Origin of the sequence: Mesorhizobium huakuii (assembly GCF_030160235.1) — a bacterium.
Classification (GTDB): Bacteria; Pseudomonadota; Alphaproteobacteria; order Rhizobiales; family Rhizobiaceae; genus Mesorhizobium; species Mesorhizobium huakuii.
On sequence record NZ_BSNY01000048.1, the window covers coordinates 1 to 25731 of the forward strand.

Here is a 25731-nt window from a genome sequence, read left to right on the forward strand (position 1 = left end):
CGCGCGCCTAACATGCTGACTTAATGACATATTCTCACAGGCGGTGTTTAAGTCGGGTTCAGCAGAGCCGCGAGGTTCTCGCTCTCGTCGCTGCTCTGCGGATCGGTCGGGTCGAACAGCCTGGCACAATTGCGGCCGCTGGCCTTTGCCAGATAGAGCGCGCGGTCGGCCTCGTGGATGATCTTCTCCAGCTTGGCGCCGGCCTGCGTCCTGGTGAACGCGGCACCCACGCTCGCCGTGACGATCGAGATACCGTCGCGCCTGAGCTCATGGGTGATGGCCAGGGTCTCCACCGTGCGGCAGATAGCCTCCGCCAGCTCGGCGACCTGGTCCTTCTTGTCCATGCGGGCGAGCACGATGAATTCCTCGCCGCCATACCGCCCGATCGAGCCATTGTAGTTCTTGATCAGGTCGCTCAGCGCATTGGCGACATGGATCAGGCAGCGGTCGCCTTCCTGGTGGCCGTAGCAGTCGTTGAACTTCTTGAAGAAGTCGACGTCGATGAGGATGGCCGCGAAACTGTTGCCGAGCTTTTGCCAGTCGCTCCAGTAATCGCGCAGCTTTTCGTCGATCGCGCGCCGGTTTTCCAGGCCGGTGAGCGGATCCGTCCGCGACAGCCTGAGCAGGGCCTTGCCGCGTTCGGTGGCCTCCTTGTGCTGGATCTTAGCCTCCAGAGCGTTCAGGAAGACGTTGTAGCGCTCCTCATTCAGCTTCCAGTTCACATAGGAGGTGAAGGTGAAGCACGAAACGTAGAACGTCCCGAACACCATCTTGTATGTCAGCGAGGCGGGCAGGAAATAGTTCACCACGTACAGGATGCACAATATGATGGTCGACGTTATGATCGACACCTTGAAGCTGAACGTGAAAAATAGATTGGCACTCATCATGAAGATGGTGCCGAAGACCATGTAGTAGGCGACGGTTTCCTTGTTGGCGCCCAAGGATGCCGGGAACAACCAGCCGACATATCCGAAGATGATCGCCGCGGCGCAGGTCACGTCGAGCCACTCCGTTGCCGCCCCCCGGCGAAGCTGCGCTTCCAGGGTCAGCAGAGCGGTCAATCCGACCGCGAAGCGCGCTGTGATCGTGTAGGCCGCCACGTCAGGTATCAGCAGCAGGTCCGATACCGAAAACAGCACATAGATGACGACGGCGATCCAGAGCCCGGGCCTGGCGTCTTTCCTTCGCTTCGCCAGGGCTTCTGCACGGTAAAGGATGCGCAGTTCCGCCGCCCCCAGCTCCTGGCGCGGATCATACGGTTCCACATCCACCGTATCGGCCGATCTGGATGACGCGCGTTCGCTCACAAATCCCCGTGTTGGGGGATTTTGCGCTCCGAACTCTTTTCCAGCTTCTGCCCCCACGCAGGACGACTCCTTGGCACGCGACACGATTGCCACGGGGTAAAATGCGGTGGCGCCAGACAAGTTTGCGTTAACTCGAACCCAGAATCTTATCTGCAAGATCGCTAATAAATTGAGATGGTTAGCGGGAAATTAATCATAACAATAAAATGCGTCCCAAGCGCCGTTGGCAAATGGAGCATTCTACGCAATAAGTTAACTGACTGTTAACCAAGGAGTCCTGGTGTGCAAACCGTGTTTGATGGCCAAAGCCTGATTACCGCAGAGATTATCGCCGGCAGTCTGGGCCGGGGTAAGCTCGAGAATCATGGCGAAGAGTTCGAAACCGCACGTGCGGAACTGGCGCTCATCCTTCACGCGACACAGCAGCAGATCGAGCAGCAAAAATATCCCGCCGAGATCGTTCGCCGCCTGTTGTCGCTGCTCAGCGCGCTGCGGGCCAAGGTACATCCGGACGTCTGGCAGGCCTTGATACCGGTGGCGCAGAACCACCCGATCCTGGAGTATTTTCTCCAGGATCCGCTGACGCACTGGTCCTTCACCAAGCCCAGGGGCTATTCCGGCGACGCGCAGTTGCTCGACTACATCTATTGCGACCCGCACGTGGCCGACAGCGTGGCCAGCGCCTCGGAGATCGGCAAGGCGCTCTACAGCCATACTCAGAACGTTCCGTCATGCGTGGCGGCACGCGAACGGCGCGATCTCCTGACCCGCTATGTCGACGAGACGGCTGCCAAGAACGGACCCGATACGGAGGTGCTGGCGATCGCTGCCGGCCATCTGCGCGAAGCCAACCGCTCCGTCGCTTTGGCCGAGGGCCGTCTCAAGCGCTGGGTCGCGCTCGACCAGGATCCGCAGAGCGTCGGGCTGATCGCGCGCGACTTCCAGGGCACCGCGGTCGAGGCGGTCGACGGCTCGGTGCGGACCGTACTGACGCGGGGCCACAAGCTCGGCAAGTTCGATCTCATCTACGCCTCGGGCCTCTACGATTACCTCCAGCACAACGTCGCCGTGAAGCTCACCAAGACCTGCCTGCAGATGCTGAAGCCGAACGGCACATTCCTGTTCGCCAACTACGCCGAGGGCACCCCTGACGCCGGCTACAGGGAGACGTTCATGGACTGGGTGCTGCTGCTGCGCTCGGAGGTCGACATGTGGAACATCGTCAACGCCAGCGTCGACCGCAACGCCGTCGAAGCCAAGGTGTATTTTGGCGAGAACCGCAACGTGCTTTACGCCGTGATTGAGAAGCGGGGCTAAGCGGACGGCACTGGCATCCAGCTATAGGAAGCCCTGAGCGGTTCCGCGGTCAGGCCGAAGGCGATCTACCGTGCACCCGGGAGGGATTGCGGCAGGCCGAATTTGGGCAGGACTGTCTTTTCGAAGGCGGTCATGGCGCAGACACGGTCGCCGGCGAGAGCGAGCACGAAGATGCCCGAGCCGTGGATACCTGTGGGGGTGTGCCGGTAGACGCCGAATGCCGGCTGACAATTGGCGCGCGTCCGCACCAGTTCGTATCTCTGTCCAGAGCCGAAAATGGGGGCGAAGAAGCGGCCCACAACGTCTCTTCCCTGGTATTCCAGCGGCACTGGCGGCATCGACAGGAAGACGTCGTCGGTCAACAGAGCCACCAACGCGCCGATGTCGGCGGATTCGTAGGCGCTGACGAACTTGGCCACGATCGCGTCCTCGGCAAGTGAGTTGCCAGCGGGCGGCGGCTCTCGGTCAGTGGTTGCCGACAGCCGGCGCTGTATTCCCGCACGCGCGCGTTTGAGGGCGCTTTTGACCGATTCGACTGTCGTCTCCAGCATGTCGGCGACTTCGTCCGCGTGGAACCCGAGGACGTCGCGCAGGATCAGGACGGCGAGCTGGCGCGGCGGCAAGATCTGCAGGGCGGTCACAAAGGCCAGGGAAATGGATTCTGTCTGCTCGTAGCGCGCCTCCGGACCGAGCGGCACGCTGATCGCGCCGTCCAGAAGGGCGTCGGGATAGGGCTCGAGCCAGTGGATTTCGCCGAGCCTGGTGGGTTCGGGAGGTTCGATCCCCGGGATGTCCCACTGCCTCGCAGGACGTCGGCGAGCGGAGCGCAGCGCATCGAGGCAGCGGTTGGTGGCGATGCGGTAGAGCCAGGTGCGAAGCGAGGCGCGCCCGTCAAATCCTTCGAGACCTCGCCAGGCGGCGAGCATCGTGTCCTGGAGAGCGTCCTCGGCATCCTGGAACGATCCGAGCATCCGGTAGCAGTGCACCTGCAGCTCGCGACGGTGCGGCTCGGTCAGCGCACGGAATGCCTCGCCGTCGCCACTCTGCGCCCTCGACATCAGGTCCGTTCTCGCCAACGCCCGCTCCTCCTTGTGTGCAGTCCCAACTGTATGGACGCCGGCCAGGGCGCAAAAGGGGCGGCAGCCGAGCGCCCCCTTTTGCGATGCCGCTTCGTCTACTTCAGCGACAATATCGTCAAAGGAGCACGGAAATGGGAAAGATCGTCATCAGCACAAATGCCACACTGGATGGAGTGGTCCAGGACCCGGACGGCCAGGAAGGCTTCGAACTGGGCGGCTGGTTCCGCCAGTCCGCGGGGGCCAAGGACCTCGAAGACTGGACCGCCAACGAGACGGAGGAAGTGGAGGGTGCCGAGGCGCTGCTGCTGGGCAGGCGAAGCTTCGAGTGGTTCGCGTCCCGGACGCCCTTCATGGACGTCCGCGTGGGCACCAAGTGGGCGGCCAGAATGAACGGCATCCCCAAATACGTCGTGTCCTCGACACTCGACCATCCTCGGTGGTGCAACACGACGGTCCTCGACGGCGATGCGGTAAAGGAGATTTCGGAGCTGAAGCGGAAAGTGGACGGTGAGATCCTGGTCTACGCCAGCTATCAGCTGGTCCGCACGCTGATGGAACAGAACCTGGCCGATGAACTGCGGCTGACAGTCTTCCCGGTCGTGCTGGGAGCCGGCCAGCGTCTCTTCGATCAGACCAGCGACAAGAAGCCGCTGCATCTGGTCAACACACGAAAGATCGGTGACCGCTTGGTGTCCCACGCCTACGAATTCGCGCAGGGATAACGGCGGTAGACGGCGACGAAGTCGCGTTCGTCGGTGTTGCAGCGGTGCCCCCGTCTTCAAGGGATGCGCATGGACAGGGCAGGACCCACGGCGTGGACGATGTTTTCGTCCGCGCCGACCCCGGAGCGCCGGGACGAAGTAGCGATTGTCGACGGTGGCGCCGACCGGTCATAGTGCGGCAGGAGCGTGTTCGCGCAGCGCTTCATTGTCGACGCACTGGCGCCTGGCCTGGGCGCCAGAGGACCGCAGGGGACCATGAGCACAGTCATCGTTGTCGGCCACGTCAATCACGACCAGGTCTGGTCGCTGTCATCGCCCCTCGCCTCGGGCGCGCGCCTCACCTATTCCGATCGTGTTGTCAGGCTAGGCGGCGGCGGCTTCCACACCGGCACCCAGTTGGCGAAGCTCGGCAACGACGTCCGGCTGATCAGCAATCTGATGGATGACGGCCATGGCCGGGCGGCACTCGCCAAACTGCAGGCGAGCGGCATCGACACCGGCTACGTCACCCTATGGCCCGGCGAAACCCGGTTCACCGAAATCCTGCTCGAGCCGAGCGGCGAGCGCACCATTTTGAACACCGGCGGCCAGTCGCGCCCTCCCTTCGCCGCACCTGAGCCTGTCCATGGCGACGCCGCCTATCTCAACGCCCTGGTGCTCGACGACGGCCTCGTTGCTTCGCTGCGAACGATCCCGCTTGTCGTCTCGCAATTTCCGCTGCGCAACGCCTCGCCGCGCCCGGCCGACATCGTCATCGGATCGCGTGCCGACTTTCCCGGCGAGGACACGCAAGCGATCTGGGAGCGGGCGTCAGGGATCGCCGGGCCGCGCCTGAGGACGCTGGTGCTGACCGATGGAACGCGCCCGATCTCGCTCTATGACGGCAAGGCGCTCAATCAAGTCACGCCGCTGAAGCAGGTTTGCGTGCCCGACACGATCGGCGCCGGCGACTGCTTTACAGGGATCTTCCTGCACGGCCTGCTGCAGGGGCTGAGCCCTGAGCTTTGCGCCGAACAGGCCAGCCAGCAAACCGCCGAATGGCTGTCGCAACGATCAATTGCCGGCTAAGGCGGGCGCTCCGGCAGGGCCGCCTTTCATGAAAATGTCATAAAAATCAAATGGAAACCGACATTCGAGTGAACTAGAAAACATGTCCTGGAGAGATCGTGATCGAGGCGTCGGCAAGCCGGCGCATCGTCGCCATGATCGGCGCCTTCCATCATCCCGACGATGTCGCCGACCTGTCGCTCGCGAAATCCCCCTTGGAATCGCTGCCTTGCAAGAGACATGACATGTGGCTGAGTGAATTCGAAATTGTCCTGCGCGACCGCGTCATCCCGAACGGCGCCGTCAGGATCGAAGACGGCCGGATCGCCGAAATCCGCAACAGGCCTGTCGAGCATGCCGACATCGAGGGTGGCGGCCGCCTGCTGCTGCCCGGCTTCATCGACATGCATGGCGACATGGTGGAGAGGGAAGTCGAGCCGCGCATCGGCGTGCACGTGCCGATGCGGATCGGCATTGCCGAGCTCGACAAGAAGCTCGCCTCCTGCGGCATCACCACGGCCTATGCCGCGCTTTCCTTCATCGGCGCCAGCGTCACCAGCGGCGTGCTGCGCTCGCAAGACCATACGACTGAAATCATCGACACCATTGCCGGGCTGAAAGACGATCTGCTGGTCGACCACCGCATCCATGCCCGCTTCGAAGTGACCTTCACCCCGGCGCTTCCCGCGCTGCGGAAGCTGATGGATGCCGGCAGGCTGCATTTGATCTCGTTGATGGACCACACGCCCGGACAGGGGCAATACCGCGACGTCGAACTCTACATCGCCCGCATCGCCAAGGAGCGCGGCATGTCGGTTGCCGCGGCCTCCGAGGTCGTCGGCAAGCGCATGGCCGGCCGCGAAGGACAGGGCGATGTGCTGAACGCCCTGCAAGACCTGTCGGCGCGTGCCCAGGCCGCCGCCATCGTGCTCGCCTCGCATGACGACGACACGCTGGAAAAGGTGGAACTGGTCCATGGCCTGGGCGCGGCGCTCTCAGAATTCCCGGTGACCCTGGAAGCGGCGCGGGAAGCCCGCAGGCTCGGCATGCATACCGCCATGGGCGCGCCCAACGCGCTGCGCGGCGAGTCCTATTCCGGCAATCTTTCCGCCCGGCAGGCCTATCAGGCCGGGCTGCTCGACATGCTGGCCAGCGATTACCATCCGGCCTCCATCCTGCCGGCCGTGCTCGGCCTGGCGGATCTGCGTGGCGATGGCCTCGCGGCGGCGGCGGCACTGACGAGCGCAAATCCGGCCGCAGCCCTGGGGCTCACCGATCGCGGCGCCATCGAGCCCGGGCTTCTGGCTGATCTCGTGGTGGCCGACCGCCATCCGGTGCCACGCGTCCGCGCCACCTTCCGCGCCGGCCGCATGATCTACGGCGACGGCACGCTTGCACCTGCGGGCCTGGCAGAACGCCTTGGCCCCGTCGCGGCTGAACGGCTGCCGGCCGCCTAGAACAGTTCCCGGGAAAAGCGCGAAGCGCTTTCCCTTAGGAAGTACGTCAAAACAAAGAGTTAGGGCGGTTCGCCGTTTCATGAAACGATGAACTGCCCTAGACATCGAGCGCGACCATCATGCCGCGCACCTCGGCCATTTCCAGCAGCATGTCCTGCAGGGTTTCGATGGTCAGCGCCGCGCCGGTTATCTCCAGCAGTTCCGCAATACTCTCTCTCATGGAAATGACCGCGACACCGGTTTTGTCGGCAAGCAGCCGTCCGATGGCCGCGCGGATAAGGGCGTTCTGATCAGACATGATTCCCCTCTCATGCTGGATGACGATATAAATCTTCTCCAACGGCATGCTTTTTTTGCGCAACTTCTGCGAGCTTTAGCGTACGCTTGCAAGCCGTTTTGGTATGTCTGGTCTCCATTATTTGCCGGACAGTTGCTCGGCGATGACAGCGACGGCAGCCCCACGGATTGGCGCTTGCTCCCTGGCGGCAAACAGACCGGCGGCACTTCGTGCCGACAGAGCCCGATGAGGGTCCTGCCCCTGCCGAGCCGGCAATTCCATGGATCCGTAGAAAATGGAATACGCGCCTATCGGCACGTTCAGGATCCCATAACGGTCCAATGCAAACCTCACCATCCCCCGGGAGCCCTGTAACGCGCACGCCCATCGGAGGTTGCATGAGGGTGGAGATTTTTTACCGCGGTAAACCTGCGGATCGCGTGCGCCGCAGCCTCGAGCGAAAATCGCTTCGCACCATTTTAAATCTTGACGCGTGTCAATTTTTTATAAAACATGCGCAAACGCTGATGGGGCTAGGTCAGCGCTCTGGGAGGAGAAATGCCTGGCATGGAAAAGGTCCCGACCGGGTCCGTCGTCCGCGACACGCTTGCCGTTCGCTTGGCCGCAGGCCGCGCGGCGTTGCCAATGCCGGCATGGCTCTCGCAGCCACGGACGTCCGTGGGCTTGCCGATGAGACACATCGAACAAACAAGAAGCGGAGGAACAAAATGCGTATCTTCAACGGCCTGACGCTTGGCGCGGGCCTGCTTGTCACGACAATAGTGGCTCCCGCCCATGCCGAGGACGCGGCCAAGGTCGCGGCCATCGTCAAGGGCCTCGACAACCCCTTCTTCCAGACCATGCAGAAGGGCATCGAGGAGCAAGGCAAGGCCAGCGGCGTCAATGTCAGCGTCCAGGCCGCCGCCAATATGGGCGACGCCACCGGCCAGGCCGACCGCCTGACCGCCATGGCCATGCAGGACTTCGATTGCTATCTGGTCAACCCGATCAGCGTCTCCAACCTCGTCCAGGCGCTGGTGCCGGTCGCCCAGAAGAAGAAGCCGATCGTCAACATCGACTCGACCATCGACGCCGAACAGGCCAAGGCCGCCGGCTTTGCCGTCTCGACCTATATCGGCACCGACAATGTCGCCGCCGGCGCGCTGGCCGGCGAGGAAATGCTGAAGCTGGTGCCGAAGGGCTCCAAGGTCGCGCTGGTCGCCGGCATCGTCGGCGATGTCGGCTCCAATGCCCGCATCAAGGGCTTCAAGCAGGCCGTCGAAGGCAAGCTCGAGGTCGTCGTGATGGTCAGCGCCGACTGGGATCGCGAGAAGGCGTTGACCGCCGCCACCGATATCCTTGCCGCACATCCCGATCTCGCCGGCTTCTTCGCCGCCAACGACATCATGGCGCTCGGCGTCGAACGCGCCGTGCAGACCTCGGGCAAGGATGTCAAGGTGATCGGCCTCGACGGCATCGTCGATGCGCTGAAATCGATCGCGGCAGGCGAACTCACCGCCACCGTCGCCCAGTATCCCTATGTCGTCGGCGCCATGGGTGTGGAAGCCTGTGCGCTGGCCGCCAAGGGCAAGGAACTGCCCGCCAACGTGCCGGCACCCGTGCTCCTGATCAACAAGGCCAATGCCGACGCCTCGCTGAAGAATTTTCCGCGTCCCGGTGGCGATTATCCCGATCCCTTCCGCGAGATGCTGAAGTGAGCAATCCCACGGACAACGCGCCCGTCGCCCATTCGGCGGGCGCGGCGGAGGAGAGCCGCCCCTCCCTGTCGGCTCTCCTCCTGGATCCTTCCTTCTGGGCCGACTGGGCGTCCGTCGTCGGCCTGGTCGGTCTCGTCATCGTCTTCGGCATCGCCCAGCCGGTCTTTCTCAGCATCGCCAATCTGCAGGCGCTGCTGCTGGCGGCGGCTATCCTGGTCGTGCTGTCGATCGGCCAGACCTTCGTCGTGGCGACGTCAGGCATCGACCTGTCGCTGGCGGCGGCCGTCATGCTCGGCGCCATCATCCTCGGCCTGGTCAACGCGGCGGGCTACGGCATCTTCATCGCCTGCGTGCTGGCGGTGCTCGCCACCAGCGCCATCGGCTTCCTCAACGGCCTCATCATCACCGCCGGAAAGATCCCGGATTTCGTGGTGACGCTCGGCACGCTGTCGGGCATCACCGGGCTTGGCCTGATCCTGTCGGGCGGCGAACCGACCATGGTCGGCTCGACCTTCCTGCTGAAGCTCGCTTCGGGCTCGTTCGGACCGTTCGGTTATCCGGTCTGGGTGGCGATCGCCGCCGTTATTGTGGCGCATATCGCGCTCTACCACACGCGCTTCGGCGTCCATCTGCTGGCCACCGGCGGCCAGGTCGAAAGCGCCGGCGCGCTTGGCATCCGCACCAACCGCGTCAAGATCGCCGCCTACACCATCTCCGGCTTCTGCGCCGGCATCGCGGCCATCCTGCTGGTCGCCCGCATCGGCTCGGCCGAGCCGCAGATCAACACCAGCCTGCTCCTGAATTCCGTGGCGGCGGTGGTGCTGGGCGGCGTCAGCCTGTTCGGCGGCCGCGCCAGCATATTGGGCCCCGCCATCGGCGCGCTGATGCTGACAGCGCTGGTCAACGGGCTGACGCTGCTCAACGTCTCGGCTTTCTACCAACCGCTTGCCGTGGGCGCCATCGTGGTGCTGGCAGCGCTGATCATGCGGTACCAGAAATGAGCGCCCTCTCCTCCGACGCGATCATCGCCTGCGACGGCCTGAGCAAGCATTTCGGCGGCGTGCGCGCCTTCACCGACGTCGCCTTCCAGGCCCGTCGCGGCGAGGTCACCGCCGTCATCGGCGACAATGGCGCCGGCAAATCGACGCTGATCCGCTGCCTGGTCGGTGTGCATGTGCCGGATGCCGGCTCGATCGTCTTCGACGGCCGCGAGCATCCCTTCTCCAACCCGGACGGGGCGCGCAAGGCCGGCATCGAGACCGTGCACCAGAACCTGGCGCTGATCGACGAACTGACGGTGGCGCAGAACCTGTTCCTCAACCGCGAACTCGTGCGCCGCATCGGCCCCTTCGCTTTCCTCGACCGCAAGGCGATGAAACGCGAGGCCCGTTCCATGCTGTCGCGCCTGTCGATCAACGTGCCGTCGATCAACCAGCGTGTGCGCCGCCTGTCGGGCGGCCAGCGGCAGGCGATCTCGATCTGCCGCGCCGTCGGCTCCGGCGCCAAGCTGGTGGTGATGGACGAACCGACGGCGGCGCTTGGCGTGCAGGAGACCGCCAATGTCGAGGCGCTGATCCGGCGCCTGCGCGAACAGTCGGTCTCGGTCATCCTGGTCAGCCACAATTTCGATCAGGTGCGGCGCCTGTCCGACCAGATCTGGGTGATGCGGGCGGGAAAGATGGCGGCGACCGTGCGCGCCTCAGAGACCACGGGCAACGAACTCGTCGCGCTGGTCACGGGCGCGGCGTGACCGCCAATCATGGAACCATTGCTGGCCGCAAGCTCGGCCAGCATCAGACTTGAAATCAAGGGAGTTTGCGTGTGTCACCACTTCGTGTCGGGCTTGTGGGTCTTGGAGAGGTCGCGCAGTCGATCCATCTGCCTGTTCTGGCTGACCAGCGCGACCGCTGGCGGATCGCCGGCGTCCATGACGTCTCGCCAAGCCTGGTGGCGCTCGGAACGTCGGAACATGCCGGGGCGAAGGCCTATGAGAGCGCCGAGGCGCTTATCAATTCGCCCGACATCGACGTCGTCTTCGTGCTGTCGTCGGACGACACCCACAGCCGCTTCGTGCGCGCGGCCATGCAGGCCGACAAGCACATCCTGCTGGAAAAACCCGCTTGTCTGACGGTGCGCGAGATCGACGAACTGCTGGCGCTGATGCCGGCCTACAGGAAGACCCTGTTCGTCGGCTATATGCGCCGCTACGCGCCGGCCTATCTCCAGGCGAGGGACGAACTGCCTGATCATGCCGACATCACCCATGTCCGCATTTTCGACCTGATCTCGGAGGGCCGGCATTTCCTGAAGAAGAGCCAGAACATCCTCTATCCCAACGACATCGACCCTGCCCTGCTTGCGCGCGGCGCCAGGGAGCGGGACGCGCTGATCCGTGAAGTCGTCGGCGCCGGCGCCCCTGCCGACCTGGTGCGCGCCTATCGCGGGCTGACCGCACTGTCCTCGCACCACATTTCGGCGATGCGCGGGCTGATCGGCGAGCCCAAGGGCGTGGTCGCCGCGCACCGCACCAATGGCGGCGCCAACACATCGGTCACCTTCGACTACGGCCATTTCGCTTGCCTCTATGATGCCGTCGTCGACGATCTCGGCCTGTTCGACGCCATGATCGAGGTGCGCTCCAACACCAGGCGCGTGCGCATCATCTACGACACGCCCTATATCCGCAGTCTGCCGACCCGGCTTGAGGTCACCGAAGCCGGCCCGCTCGGCCCGGTGACGAAAAGCTTCGGCCCGCTCTACGGCGACGCCTTCTCCAACGAACTGGAGATTTTCCACCGCCACATCGCTGAAGGCACCAAGCCGCTGACCGACCTCGCCGATTCCCGCCGCGACCTGGCACTGATGGCCGCGATCATCGAGCGCATGAACGAGAGCAGCGGAGACGCCTGAGCACTGCCGGCAGTGTATAGGCGGGAACAATATGTTCCGACAAGGACTGCCGATTGGCCCTTGCCGAAGCCGGCGGGCTCGCTCATCCATGGCGTGCAGACAACAGCCTGGAACCAATGATGACCGATGCCAGCCTTCATCTCGTCGAAGCGACGATCGACCAACTGCGCCGCGCCCTCGATGACGGCACGGTCACCAGCGTCGAACTGGTCGCGGCGTATCTCAGGCGCATCGCGCATTTCGACCGGCATGGCATCAGCCTCAACGCCGTCCCCGTGCTCAATCCCGACATGTTCGAGGAGGCCGCGGCTTCCGACCAACGGCGCCGCAACGGTGCGGTGCTCGGGCCGCTCGACGGTATCCCCTACACCGCCAAGGACAGCTACAAGGTCAAAGGCCTGACGGTCGCCGCCGGCTCGCCGGCCTTCGAGCATCTCATCGCCAACGAGGACGCCTTCACCATCGCCCGGCTGCGCGCCGGGGGCGCGGTGCTGATCGGCCTCACCAACATGCCGCCCATGGCCAATGGCGGCATGCAGCGCGGCGTCTATGGCCGTGCCGAAAGCCCTTACAATGCCGACTATCTGACCGCCGCCTTCGCCTCGGGCTCGTCCAATGGCTCTGGCACAGCAACGGCCGCCAGCTTCTGCGCCTTCGGCCTCGGCGAGGAGACATGGTCGTCCGGCCGCGCGCCGGCCACCAACAACGCGCTGGTCGCCTATACGCCGTCGCGTGGCGTCATTTCCGTGCGTGGCAACTGGCCGCTGGTGCCGACCATGGATGTCGTGGTGCCGCACACGCGCAGCCTGCCCGACATGCTCGAACTGCTCGACGTGATCGTTGCCGACGATCCTGAGACGCGTGGCGATTTCTGGCGTGCGCAGCCCTGGGTCGCACTGCCGAAAAGTTCAGGGACAAGGCCGCAACGCTATACCGATCTGGCGCTTGCCGGCTCGCTGAAGGGGAAGCGGCTCGGCGTGCCCCGCCTGTATATTGGCCGCGAGAGCGGAGCCGACCGGCCGATCGAAACCCGCGCCTCGGTTCTTGCGCTGTGGAACCAGGCGGCATCCGACCTGAAACGCCTTGGCGCGGAGGTGGTGGAGGTCGATTTTCCCGTCGTCTCGAACTACGAGCGCGACCGTCCCGGCGCCCGCACCATGGTCGAGCGCGGGCTGGTGCCGCCGGATTTCGCCGACCGCGAAATCTGGGATCTCTGCATCTGGGGCTGGGACGATTTCCTGCGCGCCAATGCCGATCCTGACATCCCCGATCTCGCTTCGGTCGATGGCCCGAAAATCTTCCCGCAGCCACCCGGCACGCTGCCCGACCGCTATGAAGGCGGCTTCGACCTGGCGGAGTATGTCGAGCGGGCCAAATCCGGCGTCACACCCTTCCAAGATATCCCAACGCTTGAAGAGGGCTTGAAGGGGCTGGAGGCGACAAGGCGCATCGATTTCGAGGACTGGCTGGACGCGCAAGACATCGACGCCGTGGTGCTGCCCGCGGTCGCCGATGTCGGCCCGGCCGACGCCGACATCGACGAGGCGTCGGCTGACCTTGCCTGGCGCAACGGCACCTGGGTCGCCAACGGCAATCTGGTCTGGCGCCATTTCGGCATCCCGACCGTCACCGTGCCGATGGGCACGATGGCCGACATCGGCATGCCGGTCGGCCTGACCTTCGCCGGCAAGGCCTATGACGACGAATGCCTGCTGCGCATGGCAGGCGATTTCGAGCGCGCCACGCAGCGCCGCACTAGCCCGCCGCGCACGCCTGAGTTGGCGGACGATGTGTTTTCAGGACATCCCAGCCATGCCGGCAATGGCAAGGCGCCGCCGCTCGCGATCGCGCTTGCCGCCGAGACACGAGCCGCCGGCGATCAGGACGAAATCACCATCACTCTAGACTTGCCCGAAGACGCCGAGGCGGTAGACGCCAGCATCAAGGTGCATGTCAACGGAGAGCCCGTCGCTATGCACCGAAGCGGCGCGCATTTCAGCGGGCGTGCACTCGTTCCCGCCGCCGAGCATCGTCGCTTCCACAGCGTCTGGCGCGGCTCTTATGGCTCGATCGTGACGGCGGTGGTGCGGCTGGAGGATAGCCGCAGCACTGGTGGCTATCTGGTGACCGGTGGGATTGGGTGAAGGCATGGCGCCGTTCAGCACAGGCGGACGGCAGTTCTATGAGTTCTCGATTGACGCCGCTGGGCTATGGTGCACGGTTGGCGGCGATGAAGTCGTCAATCCGCCCAAAGAGCCTCGGCTTTTCGGCCATGATCTTCTCGTCGCTCCATTCCCACCAGCGAATAGCGAGCAAGCTCGCGATCTGGTCGTCAGTAAACCTGCTTCGGATGAACCGAGCGGGATTTCCCGCTACGATGGCGTAGGGCGCCACGTCCTTCGTGACGATCGAGCCGGCGCCGACAACAGCCCCGTCTCCAATCCTGATCCCAGGCATGATCACCGCGCGCAATCCGATCCATACATCGTTGCCGATTTCGGTCGGCCCGTCGACCGACAGATCACCGAAGGGCGCATCCTTTGTCATGGCAAACTCGAATGGGAAAGTCGACACAAGGTGCGTGGGGTGTTTGGCCCGGCCAAGAAACATGACTTCTGGCGCAATAGAGCAGAATGCTCCTATTCTTATCGGCGAGGTTTCATCACAGCAAAAAATACTGCTGGGGTGCACGCCATATGTGCTTCGCCCGACTGACACATGCCGCGGCAGTTTTACCTCCGGTCGCCTAAGGCCTAGTTTGATTCTAAGTTTTCTTGCGAAACCCATTGATTGTCCAAAAATTAGTCGACTGAATTTTAGGCAGCCTCTGTATCCATCCAGTTTGGCTTTCGCAATGCATTCAAAGTCACATCAGCATCATTTCTCTCGCCGTACTTTCACTACCTCCCACCGACCGCCAACGCGCATAAGCTGGTCACCGTCGCAAGCATGGATTTCGCGGGCCTTGGCGGCAACCTCGTCGCGCAACTCTTGCCGTAGCTCCGACCAGGGTTTGGGCAGCTTCCCCGAATTCCTTCCGGTCGAAATTGGCAGTTCCAGCGCAAGCTCTTTTCCAGCCATATCGGAGATTGGGGAAGGCCGCAGTGACGGCCGATCTCTCCTCTCGTGGGGAGATGTCTGGCAGGACAGAAGAGGTGCCGCGGAGCACCACATTGCTGCTACCCCCGCGCCGCCCAGAGCAAACCGCGCTCCACAATCAGCGCCATCTCCGGCACCGCGAACTCGTCCGCGGTGTGCCCAAGGGAACTGTAAAACACCTTCCCCGCGCCATACTTTCGCTTCCAGACGACCGGCATGACAACCCCACCTATTCCCGGAAAATGCGCATCGGTGAAGGTGGTGGTCGCCAGCACCTCGTTGCTGGGGTCGACATGCATGTAATACTGCTCGGACCGGTAGGCGAAATCGCTGACGCCTTTGGTGATCGGGTCGTCGGGCTGTGTGATCACAACCTGATAGTCGATGATGTTGCCGGGATGCGCGACCCATTGGCCGCCGGTCATGAACTGGTAGTCGGGCTCGTTGCGGAAACTGTCGCCCATCGTGCCGTGGAAGCCGCCGAGTCCGCTTCCCTCGCGAACCGCCTGCGTCAGGTTCTGCAACTCGGCCTTCTCGATCGTCGACATGGTGATGACGGGCACGATGAGATCGAAGGAAGACAGTTCCGGATCGGCGAACAGCGCCGTGCCCTGGCCCAGCGTGACATCAAACCCGTTGCGCTGGAGCAGCGCGCGGATGACGTTGGCGCTGCGTTCCGGCGTGTGGCCTTCCCAACCACCCCAGGCAATCAAAGCCTTCTTCGCCATGCCATGAACCTCCTGAATCGCCAGCCGCGATCGATGGTTACATGGCGCGGCCGTCAGCGCCAGCCCAGGGCCGGCGCGACATGGGTCAGGATCGCCTCGATGACATGGGCGTTGTAGTCGACGCCGAGCTGGTTGGGCACGGTGAGCAGCAGCGTGTCGGCCTCGGCGATCGCCTCGTCCTGCGCCAGCTCCTTGATCAGCACGTCAGGCTCGGCGGCGTAGCTGCGGCCGAAGATCGCCCGCGTATTCTCCTCGATGAAGCCGATCTGGTCGCGGCTCTCATTGCCGCGCCCGAAATAGGCGCGGTCGCGATCGTCGACCAGGGCGAAGATGCTGCGGCTGACCGAAACGCGCGGCTCGCGCTCGTGCCCGGCCGCTTTCCACGCTTCGCGGTAGATGCGGATCTGCTCGGCCTGCTGGATGTGGAACGGCTTGCCGCTCTCGTCGAATTTCAGCGTCGAGCTCTGCAGATTCATGCCGAGCTTGGCCGCCCATTCCGAAGTGGCGTTGGTGGCGGCGCCCCACCAGATGCGCTCGCGCAGACCTTCCGAATGCGGCTCGAGCCGAAGCAGGCCGGGCGGGTTGGGGAACATCGGCCGTGGATTGGGTTGTGCAAACCCTTCGCCGCGCAGCGTGTCGAGAAAAACCTCGGCGTGATGCCGCGCCATGTCGGCGTCGCTTCTGCCTTCCTGCGGCTGGTAGCCGAAATAACGCCAGCCATCGATCACCTGTTCGGGCGAGCCGCGGCTGATGCCAAGCTGCAGCCGGCCACCCGCGATGATGTCGGCAGCCCCCGCATCCTCGGCCATGTAGAGCGGATTCTCATAGCGCATGTCGATGACCGCCGTGCCGATCTCGATGCGGCTGGTCTTGGCCCCCACCGCCGCCAGCAGGGGAAATGGCGACGCGAGCTGGCGCGCGAAATGATGCACGCGGAAATAGGCGCCGTCAGCGCCGAGCTGTTCGGCCGCGACGGCGAGATCGATGGATTGCAGCAGCGCGTCGGAAGCCGAACGCACCTGCGATTGCGACGAGGGCGTCCAGTGCCCGAATGACAGGAAACCGATTTTTTTCATGGCCCTGAAGTATATGCAGGCGGCACGTGCTTCAATGCCAAAACAGCGGGGTTACACACCGTCACCTTGCGCCATACTCTGGGGTTGAACCCCGTGGAGACTGGAATGCTGAAGGGGACGCGAATCGTCGAGATCGAGGCGCTGGGGCCCGCGCCCTTCGCCGGCATGCTGCTCGCCGATCTCGGCGCCGATGTCATCGTCGTCCACCGCAAGCAGGCGCCCATGCCGGGCCTGCCCGAACGCTCGCTGCTCGATCGCGGCAAGCGTTCCATCGCGCTCGACCTCAGGGACGCCGGGGACGTCGCCGTGCTGATGCGCCTCATCGCCTCTGCCGACGGGCTGATCGAAGGATTCCGGCCCGGCGTGATGGAGCGCCTCGGCCTCGGCCCGGATGCCTGCCTCGCGGCCAATCCAAAGCTGGTCTACGGCCGCATGACCGGCTGGGGCCAGGACGGTCCGCTCGCCCGCACCGCTGGCCATGACATGAACTATACCGGCGTGTCCGGCGCGCTCTGGTACGCGTCCTTGCCGGGCGAGCCGCCCATGGCGGCACCGACGCTCACCGGCGACATAGGCGGCGGCGCGCTCTATCTGGTGATCGGCATGCTCGCCGCGATCATGAACACCCGCACCGGCGGCCAGGGTACCGTGGTCGACGCGGCCATCGTCGACGGCTCGGCCCACATAATGAACCTGCTGATGGTGCTCGGCCAGTCCGGCGGGCTCGTCGCCGAACGCGGCCAAAGCCTTCTCGACGGACCGCATTGGTGCCGCGTCTACCGCACGTCGGATGGCGGTTTCATCGGCGTCCAGTGCCTCGAGCCGAAATTCTATGCACAGTTCCTCGACCGGCTTGGCCTCACCGCCGATCCGCAATTCTCCAACCAATTCGACCGCGATCTTTGGCCGGAGCTCGGCAGCCGGCTAGCGGCGATCTTTGCCGCAAAACCGCGCGACGAGTGGGCCAGCCTGTTCGAAGGCTCGGATGCCTGCGTCTCCCCGGTGCTCAATCCATGGGAAGCAGCACAGCATCCGCACATAGCCGCGCGCGGCTCGTGGCTGACGGTTGACGGCGTTCTGCAGGCAGCCGCTGCTCCGCGCTTTTCCGGATGGGCGCAAAAGACGCCGACGAAAGGTCCCGCGCGCGACGAACACGGCGCCGAGATTCGCGCGGAACTGGCGGATCCCGATACAAACCGTTGAAATCAGGCACTTTCAGTCATTGGCTGCCGGGTCCGACACCGGCTTGAGCTGACGGCCGGGCGGCCCTGCTATTTCCCGCAGTGATGATCGTTGATCTTGTTCAACGCGTTCGCATCCGGCCCGACCCGGTGGTAGGAACAGGCGCCCGCCGCCGTCGTGAACAGCTGCTGGTCGTAGTAGCGCGGACCGCCGAACAGGAAGTTGATGAGATCGTCATCGGCGGGAACGTAGCGTTCCGGCTCGGCCTCATGGTGGCGATGCCTGGTGCCGGCGAATGCCGATGAGGACACCACGCAGCCCATTGCCACGGCAAGAGCGCAGATCGCAAACCGTTTCGTCGTCATCGGCAACACCCTCCTGGCCGTTTCGCGTTTCCTATATAGGCAAAAATCACCAGCCGAACAAAGGTTCCCTGGCAACGGTTTGCCCTCTATTCGTCATCCTAGGGCGAAGCAAGGAGCGAAGCGACGCGCGCAGACCCTAGGATCCATTCCGTGACGTCAAAGCGTTGCAACGGTGCAGAACGCTCACCACCCTGTTCCGCGAAAAAGCTCAAACCAATCCGGATTCGCTTTCTCGATGAGGTCAATCTTCCACTGCCTTGGCCAGCGCTTCAGCGATTTCTCTCGCTGAATAGCATCGGTGATATCGAAATATTCCTCATACCAGACCAGCCGCTGCACGCCGTAGCGACTGGTGAACTGCGACCCTTGCCCGGACTTGTGTTCGGGCATGCGGCGGCCAAGATCATTGGTGACGCCGATATAGATCGTGCCGCGCTTCTTACTCGAGGTCATGTAGACATAACCGGTCATGGATGGACGTTAGCTGTCAAAGCGAGCACCTTCTATCCTGGACCGCTGCATCTTTCGACTAACGTCACGGAATGGATCCTAGGGTCTGCGCGCGTCGCTTCGCTCCTTGCTTCTCCCTAGGATGACGAAGGTGGGAAGCGCAGAACGCCGCCATTCGCAGACCGTCCTCACCTGAATATCGCCACACCTGTCAGTCGGTCTGGATCCAGACCGACTTGGTCTCCAGATACTCATGCAGATGCTCGATGCCGCCTTCGCGGCCATAGCCGGACATCTTCATGCCGCCGAACGGCACCGCCGGGTCGATGGCATGGTACATGTTGACCCAGACCGAGCCGGCCTTGATGCGGCGCGCAAGCTTGTGCGCAGTGCCCAGATGCGTGGTGAAGATGCCGGCGGCCAGCCCATAGGGCGTCGCATTGGCGCGCGCCACCGCCTCGTCGAGCGTGTCGAAGGGCATGGCGGAAATGACCGGTCCGAAAATCTCTTCGCGCGCAATGGTCATCTTGTCCGATACCGAACCGAAGACGGTCGGCGTGATGAAGTTGCCGCCATCGTAGAGCGCGCCCGTCAGCCGTGAGCCGCCGGCGACCAGCTTGGCGCCCTCATCGCTGCCGGCCTTGATGTAGCCCTCCACCTTGCCGGCCTGCCTGGCATTGATGAGCGGCCCGATTTCCGTCTCCGCCTCGATGCCGTGGCCGATGCGCAGCCTGCCGGCGAATTCCGCGACGCGGCGCACGAACTCGTCGTGGATCTCGCGCGCCACGAACAGCCGCGAGCCGGCGATGCAGATCTGGCCCGAATGCACGAACACCGCCATCGCCGCGACCGGAACGGCCTTGTCGATGTCGGCGTCGCGGCAGACGATAACAGGCGACTTGCCGCCGAGTTCCAGCGAAACCCGCTTGAGGTTGGCCACACCCGCCCGCGCGATCGCTTGTCCGGTCAGCGTCGAGCCGGTGAAGACGATCTTGTTGACGTCGGGGTGTTCGGCAAGCCGCGCGCCGGCCTCCGCCCCGGTGCCGGTGACGATGTTGACGACGCCGTCGGGCACGCCGGCGTCCTGCATCAGACGCGCGATCAGAAGCGGCGTCAGCGACGCATCCTCGGAAGGCTTCAGCACGATGGTGCAGCCGGTGGCCAGCGCCGGCGCGATCTTCCAGATCGAGGCCGCGGTCGGCGCGTTCCAGGGGATGATCGCGCCGACGACACCGACAGGCTCGCGCCTTGTGAAGGAGACGATCTCGCCAGGGATCGAATTGTCTATGGATTCGCCATGCAGCGCCGTCGCCATGCCGCCATAGAAGCGCAGCATGCCGATGACACGGCGCCGGTTGGCCAGCGTGCGGGTGATCGGCAGCCCCATGTCGAGCGTGTCGGAAACGCTGAGCTCTTCCCAATGCGCCTCGAACAGATCGGCGATGCGCAACAGAACGCATTGCCGCTCATAGGGCGAGAATTTCGACCACGGCCCTTCGAAGGCGGCCCGTGCGGCGGCCACCGCCGCGTCGACATCGGCCGCCCCGCCGCGCGGCACCGTGGCCAGCACCTCGCCCGTCGCGGGGTTCAGCGCCTGCATCTCCTGGCCGGACCGCGCCGCGACCCACTTGCCACCGATGAACATCGGCCGGAATTCGCCATGGTAAAGCGTCGTGGCCTTCGCCCTCGGGTCGAAGCTCAGCGTCATCCCGTCCTCCTCACGAACTCCGCCGCGACTATTACTCCCGGCGCGGGCGACCTCAACAAGGAAAGATGGGCTTGGGCTCCATGCCGGCGGCGACGAGCACCGCAACCTTCGCCCGGGCGGCTGTCGGAATCCGGGCGCCAGGCACGTACTCGCATGCGAAAGAAGGATGGTTCAGTCGAAGAAGCCCGCATCCTCTTCGCTGAGATACTTCCTGGCCGCTTCGGCGTCGATATCGAGCCCCAGGCCCGGCGCTTCGAGCAGGTCCACCATGCTATCCCTGACGATCTGCGCCGGCAGGCCGATCACCAGATCCTCCCACCACGGGTCCGAGGCGCTTGGATATTCGAACGCCACGTAGTTGGCAGGCAAGGTGGCGCAGACATTGATCAGCGCGCCGAGGCCGAGCAGGCCGTTCGCGGTGCCGTGCGGCGCCATCAGGATCGAGTGCATGTAGGCATGCTCGGCGACCCATTTGAGCTCGGCAATGCCGCCGATATCGGCCGGATCGGGGCCGATGACGCGCACCGCCTGCGTCTCGATCAGTTCCTTGAAATTGTGCCTGAGGTAGATTTGCTCGCCGGTGTGGATGGGCGTCGAGGTGGAAGTGGTCAGTTCGCGATAGGCCTGCGGATTGACCCACGGCACATAGTCGCCGGTCAGCATGTCCTCGAGCCACATCAGATTGTACTTTTCGACCGCGCGGGCGAACTTGATCGCATCGGGCAGCATCCAGCCTGGGCCGCAGTCGAGCGCCAGGCTGACCTTGTCGCCCAGAACCTCCTTCATCGCGATCACGCAGTCGAGCATGTGATTGAAACCGCGCTCGCTGATCACGCCCTGATCCATGGCGCCGTGATAGCCGGCCTTCTTCTGCGTCACGCCGTAATGGAAGCCCTCGATGCTGTCCTTCATGTTGGAGTGGAACGAGATTCCCTGCTTGACCATGAAGAAATTCTGCGGCTGCTCCATCATCCATTTGACGTCGGCGGCGTAGTCCTCCGGCCGGTCGCCGGCGCGTTTCCGGCGGATCGAGCCGTTGTAGACCCGCACCTTGTCGCGCACCTTGCCGCCAAGCAGCTTGTAGACCGGCACGCCCGCCGCCTTGCCGGCGATGTCCCATAAGGCATGCTCGATGGCGGAGACGGCGGCGCCATAGGGCTTGAACGAGCCGCGCTGGCGGATCTTCAGCATCACCCGCTCGACGTCGGTCGGATCCTCGCCGATCAGCGCCTCGCGGAAATGCAGCACAAAGGGCTTGAGGTAGGTCTTGGTGAACTCGACTTCGCCAAGGCCATGAAGGCCTTCGTCGGTGACGATGCGGACGATCGGGTGCTTGCCGATGACGGCACAGCGCAGATCGGTGATCTTCATGGCGCGGTCCTATTTCACGGACGAGAAAGCTGTCGGCGTGAGCAGCTGGCTGCTGATATTGGCGATGATCTGCCCGTCGCGCTGAGACTCGTCCACGGCCCTGTGCCATGCCGGATCGGAGACGAAAGCCGTCCATTTCGCCTCACGCTCTGCCATCGATTCCCAGGCGAGAAAATAGGTGAGGCGATTGTTGTTTTCGCCGATGGTCGTGGTGAAAAACCCGGCTTGGCGGATGCCATGCCTCTGCCAGATGGCCAGCGTTTGGTCGGAAAAGCGCTTGAGCAAAGCCGGCAGCCTGCCCGGCAGGCAGTCATAGATACGCAGTTCGTAGATCATGGTTTCGTCCGTTTCTTTCTTCGCCTCTCCCCTGGGAGAAGTCGACACGAATGGGGGGCCGTTGGCCCTGCGAGCCTGGGGGAATGATGGCAGGGGATCTGGGCTAACTCCAGGTCCGGTCCCAGCTATATTCATTGTCCCAGTGCTCGGTGGATTGCCATATCCCCGTGACACCGGGCTGCAGATGCTGGCCGATCACCTCATCGACCACATCGTCTATGCCCAGCCCCGGCCTGTCGGACACGGTGATGAAGCCGTCCTTGACGAGCGGCTTGGGCAGGCCGGTGACGATATCGTCCCACCAGTCGACATCGGCGGAGTGATATTCGAGCGCCATGAAGTTCTCGGTCGCGGTGGCGACATGCGCGGCGGCCATCGCGGCGATCGGGCTTTCGGCCATATGGATGGCCATGGCGACGCCGTGATCCTGCGCCATGTCGCCGATCTTCTTGGTCTCGAGAATGCCGCCGCTGGTGAGCAGGTCCGGATGGATGACGGAGAGGCCGCCGCTCCTGAGCAGCGGCTCGAAGCCTTCCTTGAGGTAGATGTCCTCGCCGGTGCAGATCGGCACCGTGGTGGCCTGCTGCAACTGCCGGTACTGCTCGGTGTATTGCCAGGGGATCACGTCCTCGAGCCAGGCCGGAACGTATTTCTCGATACGGCGCGACAGGCGTATGCCGTCCTGCAGCGAGATGTGGCCGACATGGTCGATGGCGAGCGGGATTTCGTACCCAATCACCTCGCGAACCTCGTGGATATACTGCTCGAGCAGATCGATCCCCTTTTCGGTGAAATGCAGGCCGGTGAACGGATGCTGCACGTTCTGCGCATCGTAGGCGAGATTGCGGGCCTTGCGCTCCCCGAGCGTGCCGCCACGGCCGCGAGGGTTGGCATGAAACCCGTCGAGCGCGCCGGCGGGCGCGGATACGGCGCCCGGGACATGGGCGATCTGCATCAAGCCCAGATCCATCTTGAGGAAGGTGAACCCGCGGTCCATGCGCTGCTTGAGGCGCTTTCCCGTTTCGGTGCCGCTCGGTTTCTCGGCGTCGGTATCGCAATAGACGCGCACCTGATCGCGGAACTTGCCGCCGAGCATCCGGTAGATGGGCACGCCATAGGCCTTGCCGGCGAGGTCCCACAGCGCGATCTCGACCGCCGACACGCCGCCGCCTTGCCGGCCGTGCCCACCGAATTGCTTGATGCGACGAAACAGGCGATCTATGTCGCAAGGGTTCTCGCCAAGCAGCCGGCTTTTGAGCATAAGCGCATAGGTGGCGCTGGCGCCGTCGCGCACCTCGCCGAGCCCGACAATGCCCTGGTTGGTATAGATCTTGAGCAGCGCCGAGGTGAATGGCGCGCCGACGATTTCGGCAACCCGCATGTCGGTGATGCGAAGGTCGGACGGTTTGGAATTCGTGTTGACCCGATTGAGAGCCTCGCCGGCTCCATCCGTCTTTGGCATGATCTGTCCTCGTTCTGGTCGGGGGCTTGCGCCGCGAACGCCGCCCGGCATTGAGCGTTGCTAGCCCAGCTCGATCTCGTGGGCCTGAAGGTAATCGCGGTTCATCTCGACACCGAGACCAGGCTTCGACGTCAGCTTGAGGCTGCCGTTCGAAACATCGAGCGGTCTGTCGATGAGGTGATCGTATTTGCCTAGGTTCCACTCCGACGTTTCGAGCTTGTAGAAGTTCGGAACGGTCATCATCACCTGCGCTCCGGCGACCACGTTGATCGGCCCCGCGGCATCATGCGGCGAGACCGGGATGTAGTAGGCTTCGCACAGGGCGGAAATCTTCTTGAGTTCGGTAATGCCGCCGGTCCAGGTGACGTCGGGCATGATGTAGTCGGCCAGCTTGTTCTCGAGCACCGGCACGAAATCCCATTTCGTGTGGCCGCGCTCGCCCCACGAGATCGGGGCACTGACCTTGTCGCGCACCTGCTTGAGCGCGTTGAGGCTTTCGGGCGGACAGGGCTCCTCGAACCAGTCGATCTGGCCAGCTTCCTCGAGGCTGCGACAGAGGCGAATGGCGGTGGGAACGTCGAAGCGGCCATGCGCATCGATGAGGATGTCGACGTCGGGGCCAGCCGTTTCGCGGATCAGCGCCGTGAGTTCGGCCGCTTCGCGCTCGTCCTTGCGGGTCATGCTGCCATCGAGATAGCCGTCCCGCTGCTCGCGCGACAGCCCATCGGGGCCGCGGCCCTGATGCGGGAAAGGATCGAACTTCAGCCCCGTGTGTCCGGATTCGACGATATCGCGGATTTCGCGGACCACAGCCTCCTTGCTGGTGAATTTGGCCTGGTTGGGATGGGTGTAGAGCGCGATTTCCTCGCGCACCGGTCCGCCCAGCAGCTCGTAGATCGGCTTGCCGAGGACTTTGCCACGGATGTCCCAGAGGGCTATGTCGATGGCGCTCACGCATTCGACGGCGGCGCCGCGGCTGCCCATATAGGTGAAGCTGCGGAAAATCTTGTGCCAGAGGTGCTCGATGCGCGCCGGATCCTCGCCGGTCACGGCGGCGCCGATCTGCCGCAGGATCGTGCAGAGCGCCCGGTTGGCCAGCTTTGTCGTGGTGGTGATCTCTCCCCAGCCACTCACCCCCTCGTCGGTCGTCACTTCGACGAACAGGTACTCTCCCCAATAAGAAGCATCGGATTTGATCAGCCACGGCCGAATGCTCGTGATTTTCATCTCTCAACTACCCTTATCTGGAATGTCCTGGGCCGATTGTTCTATCCTGCCCGAGCGGCGTTGCGCGCGCGCATGTGTTCGAGGACATGCCGGCCGGAGCCCTCGACATGGCGCGCGATGAGTTCGGCTGCCTCGTCGGCATTTCCCGCCTTCACATGCGCGATGAGTTCGCGGTGCTCGCGAATGATCGCGGCACGCCGGGCGAGCGTGAAATTGAACCGCCGGCTCACGGCGCGCAGCACTTCGCGATGCTTCCACCAAAGCTCTGCGGCATGGCGGTTGTAGTGCCGCTGGTACATCACGGTGTGGAAAGCCGTGTCCAGCTCGCTATGCCTGAACGTGTCGGCGAAATTGTTCTCTTCGATCAGGCCCTGGAGACGTTCGAGTTCGGCGATGTCCTCGTCGGTGGCCATGCTCACGAACCATCGCGTCAGCGCCGGCTCGATCAGCACACCGATCTCGTAGATATCGCGGACAAAATCCTGATCTATGGGCCGCACGCGTGCGCCGCGATTGGGGAGAAAGGTGACAAAACCTTCCCCGCGCAACAGTTGCAGGGCCTCGCGCACGGGATTGGTCGAGGTGCCGTGACGCCGGGCCAGATCGGTGACCACAAGCCGCTCGTTGGCGGCGAGCCGGCCCTCGATGATGTCCTCCCTGATCAGCTCATAGAGCGAGGCGCCCTCGCTCGAGGCCCCGAGTGGATCGATCCCCTCGGGTGGCTCTGCCTTAAATTCCCGCGTCTCGGCCAAGGCCGGCTCCCCCTTCCGTGAATACACACCTTTCTCGATATCACGCACGATTTCCATAAACAATGTACGATTTGTTGCGTTGACCCGACTTAAACACCGCCTGTGAGAATATGTCATTAAGTCAGCATGTTAGGCGCG

General features: G+C 63.6%; 23 protein-coding genes and 1 pseudogene. 10 read left to right on the top strand and 14 right to left on the bottom strand.

The genetic code is table 11. The features are described 5' to 3' along the window. Positions 1–59 precede the first annotated feature (59 nt). A pseudogene (locus QQK95_RS24975) lies at positions 60–1310 on the bottom strand (diguanylate cyclase domain-containing protein); the annotation flags it as partial. A 282-nt stretch (positions 1311–1592) separates the two neighbouring features. Between QQK95_RS24975 and QQK95_RS24980 the strand changes: the two are divergent. Then, positions 1593–2627 (top strand): class I SAM-dependent methyltransferase, encoded by a 1035-nt coding sequence (locus QQK95_RS24980; protein WP_284277069.1) that lies wholly within the window; start codon positions 1593–1595, stop codon positions 2625–2627. Positions 2628–2692: 65 nt separating this feature from the next. Here the strand turns inward: QQK95_RS24980 and QQK95_RS24985 are convergent, their stop codons facing one another. Further along, a complete protein-coding gene (locus tag QQK95_RS24985) occupies positions 2693–3703 on the bottom strand; it encodes a sigma-70 family RNA polymerase sigma factor (RefSeq protein ID WP_284277070.1) in 1011 nt (336 codons plus the stop codon). A 134-nt stretch (positions 3704–3837) separates the two neighbouring features. Here QQK95_RS24985 and QQK95_RS24990 point away from each other — a divergent pair, with 134 nt between their 5' ends. The 3 genes from QQK95_RS24990 to QQK95_RS25000 all read left to right on the top strand — a co-directional run bounded on the left by QQK95_RS24990 (position 3838) and on the right by QQK95_RS25000 (position 6932). Beyond that, positions 3838–4428: a dihydrofolate reductase family protein gene (locus QQK95_RS24990; RefSeq protein WP_284277071.1), complete on the top strand. Its 591-nt coding sequence runs from the start codon at positions 3838–3840 to the stop codon at positions 4426–4428. Positions 4429–4683: 255 nt separating this feature from the next. Next, positions 4684–5496, top strand: a complete 813-nt coding sequence (locus QQK95_RS24995) for a PfkB family carbohydrate kinase (protein WP_284277072.1) — start codon at positions 4684–4686, stop codon at positions 5494–5496. Positions 5497–5720: 224 nt separating this feature from the next. Continuing rightward, a complete protein-coding gene (locus tag QQK95_RS25000) occupies positions 5721–6932 on the top strand; it encodes an alpha-D-ribose 1-methylphosphonate 5-triphosphate diphosphatase (protein ID WP_284277089.1) in 1212 nt (403 codons plus the stop codon). 97 nt (positions 6933–7029) lie between these two features. Here QQK95_RS25000 and QQK95_RS25005 read toward each other — a convergent pair whose 3' ends face one another. Further along, on the bottom strand, positions 7030–7278 hold the full coding sequence (locus QQK95_RS25005) for a hypothetical protein (RefSeq protein ID WP_284277073.1): 249 nt from the start codon (positions 7276–7278) through the stop codon (positions 7030–7032). A 659-nt stretch (positions 7279–7937) separates the two neighbouring features. Here QQK95_RS25005 and QQK95_RS25010 point away from each other — a divergent pair. The 5 genes from QQK95_RS25010 (at position 7938) to QQK95_RS25030 (ending at position 13981) form a co-directional block, all read left to right on the top strand. Then, entirely contained in the window at positions 7938–8927 is a 990-nt protein-coding gene (locus QQK95_RS25010) for a sugar ABC transporter substrate-binding protein (protein ID WP_284277074.1), read from the top strand. Continuing rightward, entirely contained in the window at positions 8924–9928 is a 1005-nt protein-coding gene (locus QQK95_RS25015) for an ABC transporter permease (RefSeq protein WP_284277075.1), read from the top strand. The genes QQK95_RS25010 and QQK95_RS25015 overlap by 4 nt, the downstream gene beginning before the upstream one ends. Continuing rightward, positions 9925–10677 (top strand): ATP-binding cassette domain-containing protein, encoded by a 753-nt coding sequence (locus tag QQK95_RS25020; protein ID WP_284277076.1) that lies wholly within the window; start codon positions 9925–9927, stop codon positions 10675–10677. The genes QQK95_RS25015 and QQK95_RS25020 overlap by 4 nt, the downstream gene beginning before the upstream one ends. Before the next feature lie 71 nt (positions 10678–10748). Further along, on the top strand, positions 10749–11837 hold the full coding sequence (locus QQK95_RS25025) for a Gfo/Idh/MocA family protein (RefSeq protein WP_284277077.1): 1089 nt from the start codon (positions 10749–10751) through the stop codon (positions 11835–11837). A gap of 119 nt (positions 11838–11956) precedes the next feature. Beyond that, complete coding sequence (locus tag QQK95_RS25030; protein ID WP_284277078.1) at positions 11957–13981, top strand: amidase; 2025 nt, start codon at positions 11957–11959, stop codon at positions 13979–13981. A 64-nt stretch (positions 13982–14045) separates the two neighbouring features. Here QQK95_RS25030 and QQK95_RS25035 read toward each other — a convergent pair whose 3' ends face one another. The 3 genes from QQK95_RS25035 to QQK95_RS25045 all read right to left on the bottom strand — a co-directional run bounded on the left by QQK95_RS25035 (position 14046) and on the right by QQK95_RS25045 (position 16740). Further along, the gene (locus tag QQK95_RS25035) at positions 14046–14447 is read right to left on the bottom strand and encodes a CatB-related O-acetyltransferase (RefSeq protein ID WP_322791226.1); all 402 of its coding nucleotides are present in this window, start codon (positions 14445–14447) and stop codon (positions 14046–14048) included. Positions 14448–15016: 569 nt separating this feature from the next. Then, on the bottom strand, positions 15017–15664 hold the full coding sequence (locus QQK95_RS25040) for a ThuA domain-containing protein (protein WP_284277079.1): 648 nt from the start codon (positions 15662–15664) through the stop codon (positions 15017–15019). 53 nt (positions 15665–15717) lie between these two features. Next, positions 15718–16740, bottom strand: coding sequence for an LLM class flavin-dependent oxidoreductase (locus QQK95_RS25045; protein ID WP_284277080.1), 1023 nt, complete (start codon positions 16738–16740; stop codon positions 15718–15720). A 105-nt stretch (positions 16741–16845) separates the two neighbouring features. Here QQK95_RS25045 and QQK95_RS25050 point away from each other — a divergent pair, with 105 nt between their 5' ends. Continuing rightward, entirely contained in the window at positions 16846–17943 is a 1098-nt protein-coding gene (locus QQK95_RS25050) for a CaiB/BaiF CoA transferase family protein (RefSeq protein WP_284277081.1), read from the top strand. A gap of 68 nt (positions 17944–18011) precedes the next feature. Here QQK95_RS25050 and QQK95_RS25055 read toward each other — a convergent pair whose 3' ends face one another. The 8 genes from QQK95_RS25055 to QQK95_RS25090 all read right to left on the bottom strand — a co-directional run bounded on the left by QQK95_RS25055 (position 18012) and on the right by QQK95_RS25090 (position 25593). Further along, complete coding sequence (locus QQK95_RS25055; protein ID WP_284277082.1) at positions 18012–18287, bottom strand: hypothetical protein; 276 nt, start codon at positions 18285–18287, stop codon at positions 18012–18014. Between the two features lie 183 nt (positions 18288–18470). Beyond that, on the bottom strand, positions 18471–18758 hold the full coding sequence (locus tag QQK95_RS25060) for a GIY-YIG nuclease family protein (protein WP_284277083.1): 288 nt from the start codon (positions 18756–18758) through the stop codon (positions 18471–18473). 190 nt (positions 18759–18948) lie between these two features. Beyond that, positions 18949–20445: an aldehyde dehydrogenase family protein gene (locus QQK95_RS25065; protein ID WP_284277084.1), complete on the bottom strand. Its 1497-nt coding sequence runs from the start codon at positions 20443–20445 to the stop codon at positions 18949–18951. Positions 20446–20616: 171 nt separating this feature from the next. Next, a complete protein-coding gene (locus tag QQK95_RS25070) occupies positions 20617–21816 on the bottom strand; it encodes a mandelate racemase/muconate lactonizing enzyme family protein (RefSeq protein WP_284277085.1) in 1200 nt (399 codons plus the stop codon). Between the two features lie 9 nt (positions 21817–21825). After that, on the bottom strand, positions 21826–22152 hold the full coding sequence (locus QQK95_RS25075; RefSeq protein ID WP_284277086.1) for an NIPSNAP family protein: 327 nt from the start codon (positions 22150–22152) through the stop codon (positions 21826–21828). Positions 22153–22255: 103 nt separating this feature from the next. Beyond that, positions 22256–23614 (bottom strand): mandelate racemase/muconate lactonizing enzyme family protein, encoded by a 1359-nt coding sequence (locus QQK95_RS25080; protein WP_284277087.1) that lies wholly within the window; start codon positions 23612–23614, stop codon positions 22256–22258. A 60-nt stretch (positions 23615–23674) separates the two neighbouring features. Then, positions 23675–24841, bottom strand: coding sequence for a mandelate racemase/muconate lactonizing enzyme family protein (locus tag QQK95_RS25085; protein ID WP_284277088.1), 1167 nt, complete (start codon positions 24839–24841; stop codon positions 23675–23677). A 41-nt stretch (positions 24842–24882) separates the two neighbouring features. Continuing rightward, positions 24883–25593, bottom strand: coding sequence for a GntR family transcriptional regulator (locus tag QQK95_RS25090; RefSeq protein WP_095775052.1), 711 nt, complete (start codon positions 25591–25593; stop codon positions 24883–24885). Between the last annotated feature and the right edge of the window lie 138 nt (positions 25594–25731).

Coding starts and splice junctions, on each gene's coding strand:
- QQK95_RS24990 (WP_284277071.1), top strand. CDS start 3,838: ATGGGAAAGATCGTCATCAGCACAAATGCCACACTGGATGGAGTGGTC.
- QQK95_RS24995 (WP_284277072.1), top strand. CDS start 4,684: ATGAGCACAGTCATCGTTGTCGGCCACGTCAATCACGACCAGGTCTGG.
- QQK95_RS25000 (WP_284277089.1), top strand. CDS start 5,721: ATGTGGCTGAGTGAATTCGAAATTGTCCTGCGCGACCGCGTCATCCCG.
- QQK95_RS25005 (WP_284277073.1), bottom strand. CDS start 7,278: ATGCCGTTGGAGAAGATTTATATCGTCATCCAGCATGAGAGGGGAATC.
- QQK95_RS25010 (WP_284277074.1), top strand. CDS start 7,938: ATGCGTATCTTCAACGGCCTGACGCTTGGCGCGGGCCTGCTTGTCACG.
- QQK95_RS25020 (WP_284277076.1), top strand. CDS start 9,925: ATGAGCGCCCTCTCCTCCGACGCGATCATCGCCTGCGACGGCCTGAGC.
- QQK95_RS25030 (WP_284277078.1), top strand. CDS start 11,957: ATGACCGATGCCAGCCTTCATCTCGTCGAAGCGACGATCGACCAACTG.
- QQK95_RS25035 (WP_322791226.1), bottom strand. CDS start 14,447: ATGTTTCTTGGCCGGGCCAAACACCCCACGCACCTTGTGTCGACTTTC.
- QQK95_RS25040 (WP_284277079.1), bottom strand. CDS start 15,664: ATGGCGAAGAAGGCTTTGATTGCCTGGGGTGGTTGGGAAGGCCACACG.
- QQK95_RS25045 (WP_284277080.1), bottom strand. CDS start 16,740: ATGAAAAAAATCGGTTTCCTGTCATTCGGGCACTGGACGCCCTCGTCG.
- QQK95_RS25050 (WP_284277081.1), top strand. CDS start 16,846: ATGCTGAAGGGGACGCGAATCGTCGAGATCGAGGCGCTGGGGCCCGCG.
- QQK95_RS25055 (WP_284277082.1), bottom strand. CDS start 18,287: ATGACGACGAAACGGTTTGCGATCTGCGCTCTTGCCGTGGCAATGGGC.
- QQK95_RS25060 (WP_284277083.1), bottom strand. CDS start 18,758: ATGACCGGTTATGTCTACATGACCTCGAGTAAGAAGCGCGGCACGATC.
- QQK95_RS25065 (WP_284277084.1), bottom strand. CDS start 20,445: ATGACGCTGAGCTTCGACCCGAGGGCGAAGGCCACGACGCTTTACCAT.
- QQK95_RS25070 (WP_284277085.1), bottom strand. CDS start 21,816: ATGAAGATCACCGATCTGCGCTGTGCCGTCATCGGCAAGCACCCGATC.
- QQK95_RS25075 (WP_284277086.1), bottom strand. CDS start 22,152: ATGATCTACGAACTGCGTATCTATGACTGCCTGCCGGGCAGGCTGCCG.
- QQK95_RS25080 (WP_284277087.1), bottom strand. CDS start 23,614: ATGCCAAAGACGGATGGAGCCGGCGAGGCTCTCAATCGGGTCAACACG.
- QQK95_RS25085 (WP_284277088.1), bottom strand. CDS start 24,841: ATGAAAATCACGAGCATTCGGCCGTGGCTGATCAAATCCGATGCTTCT.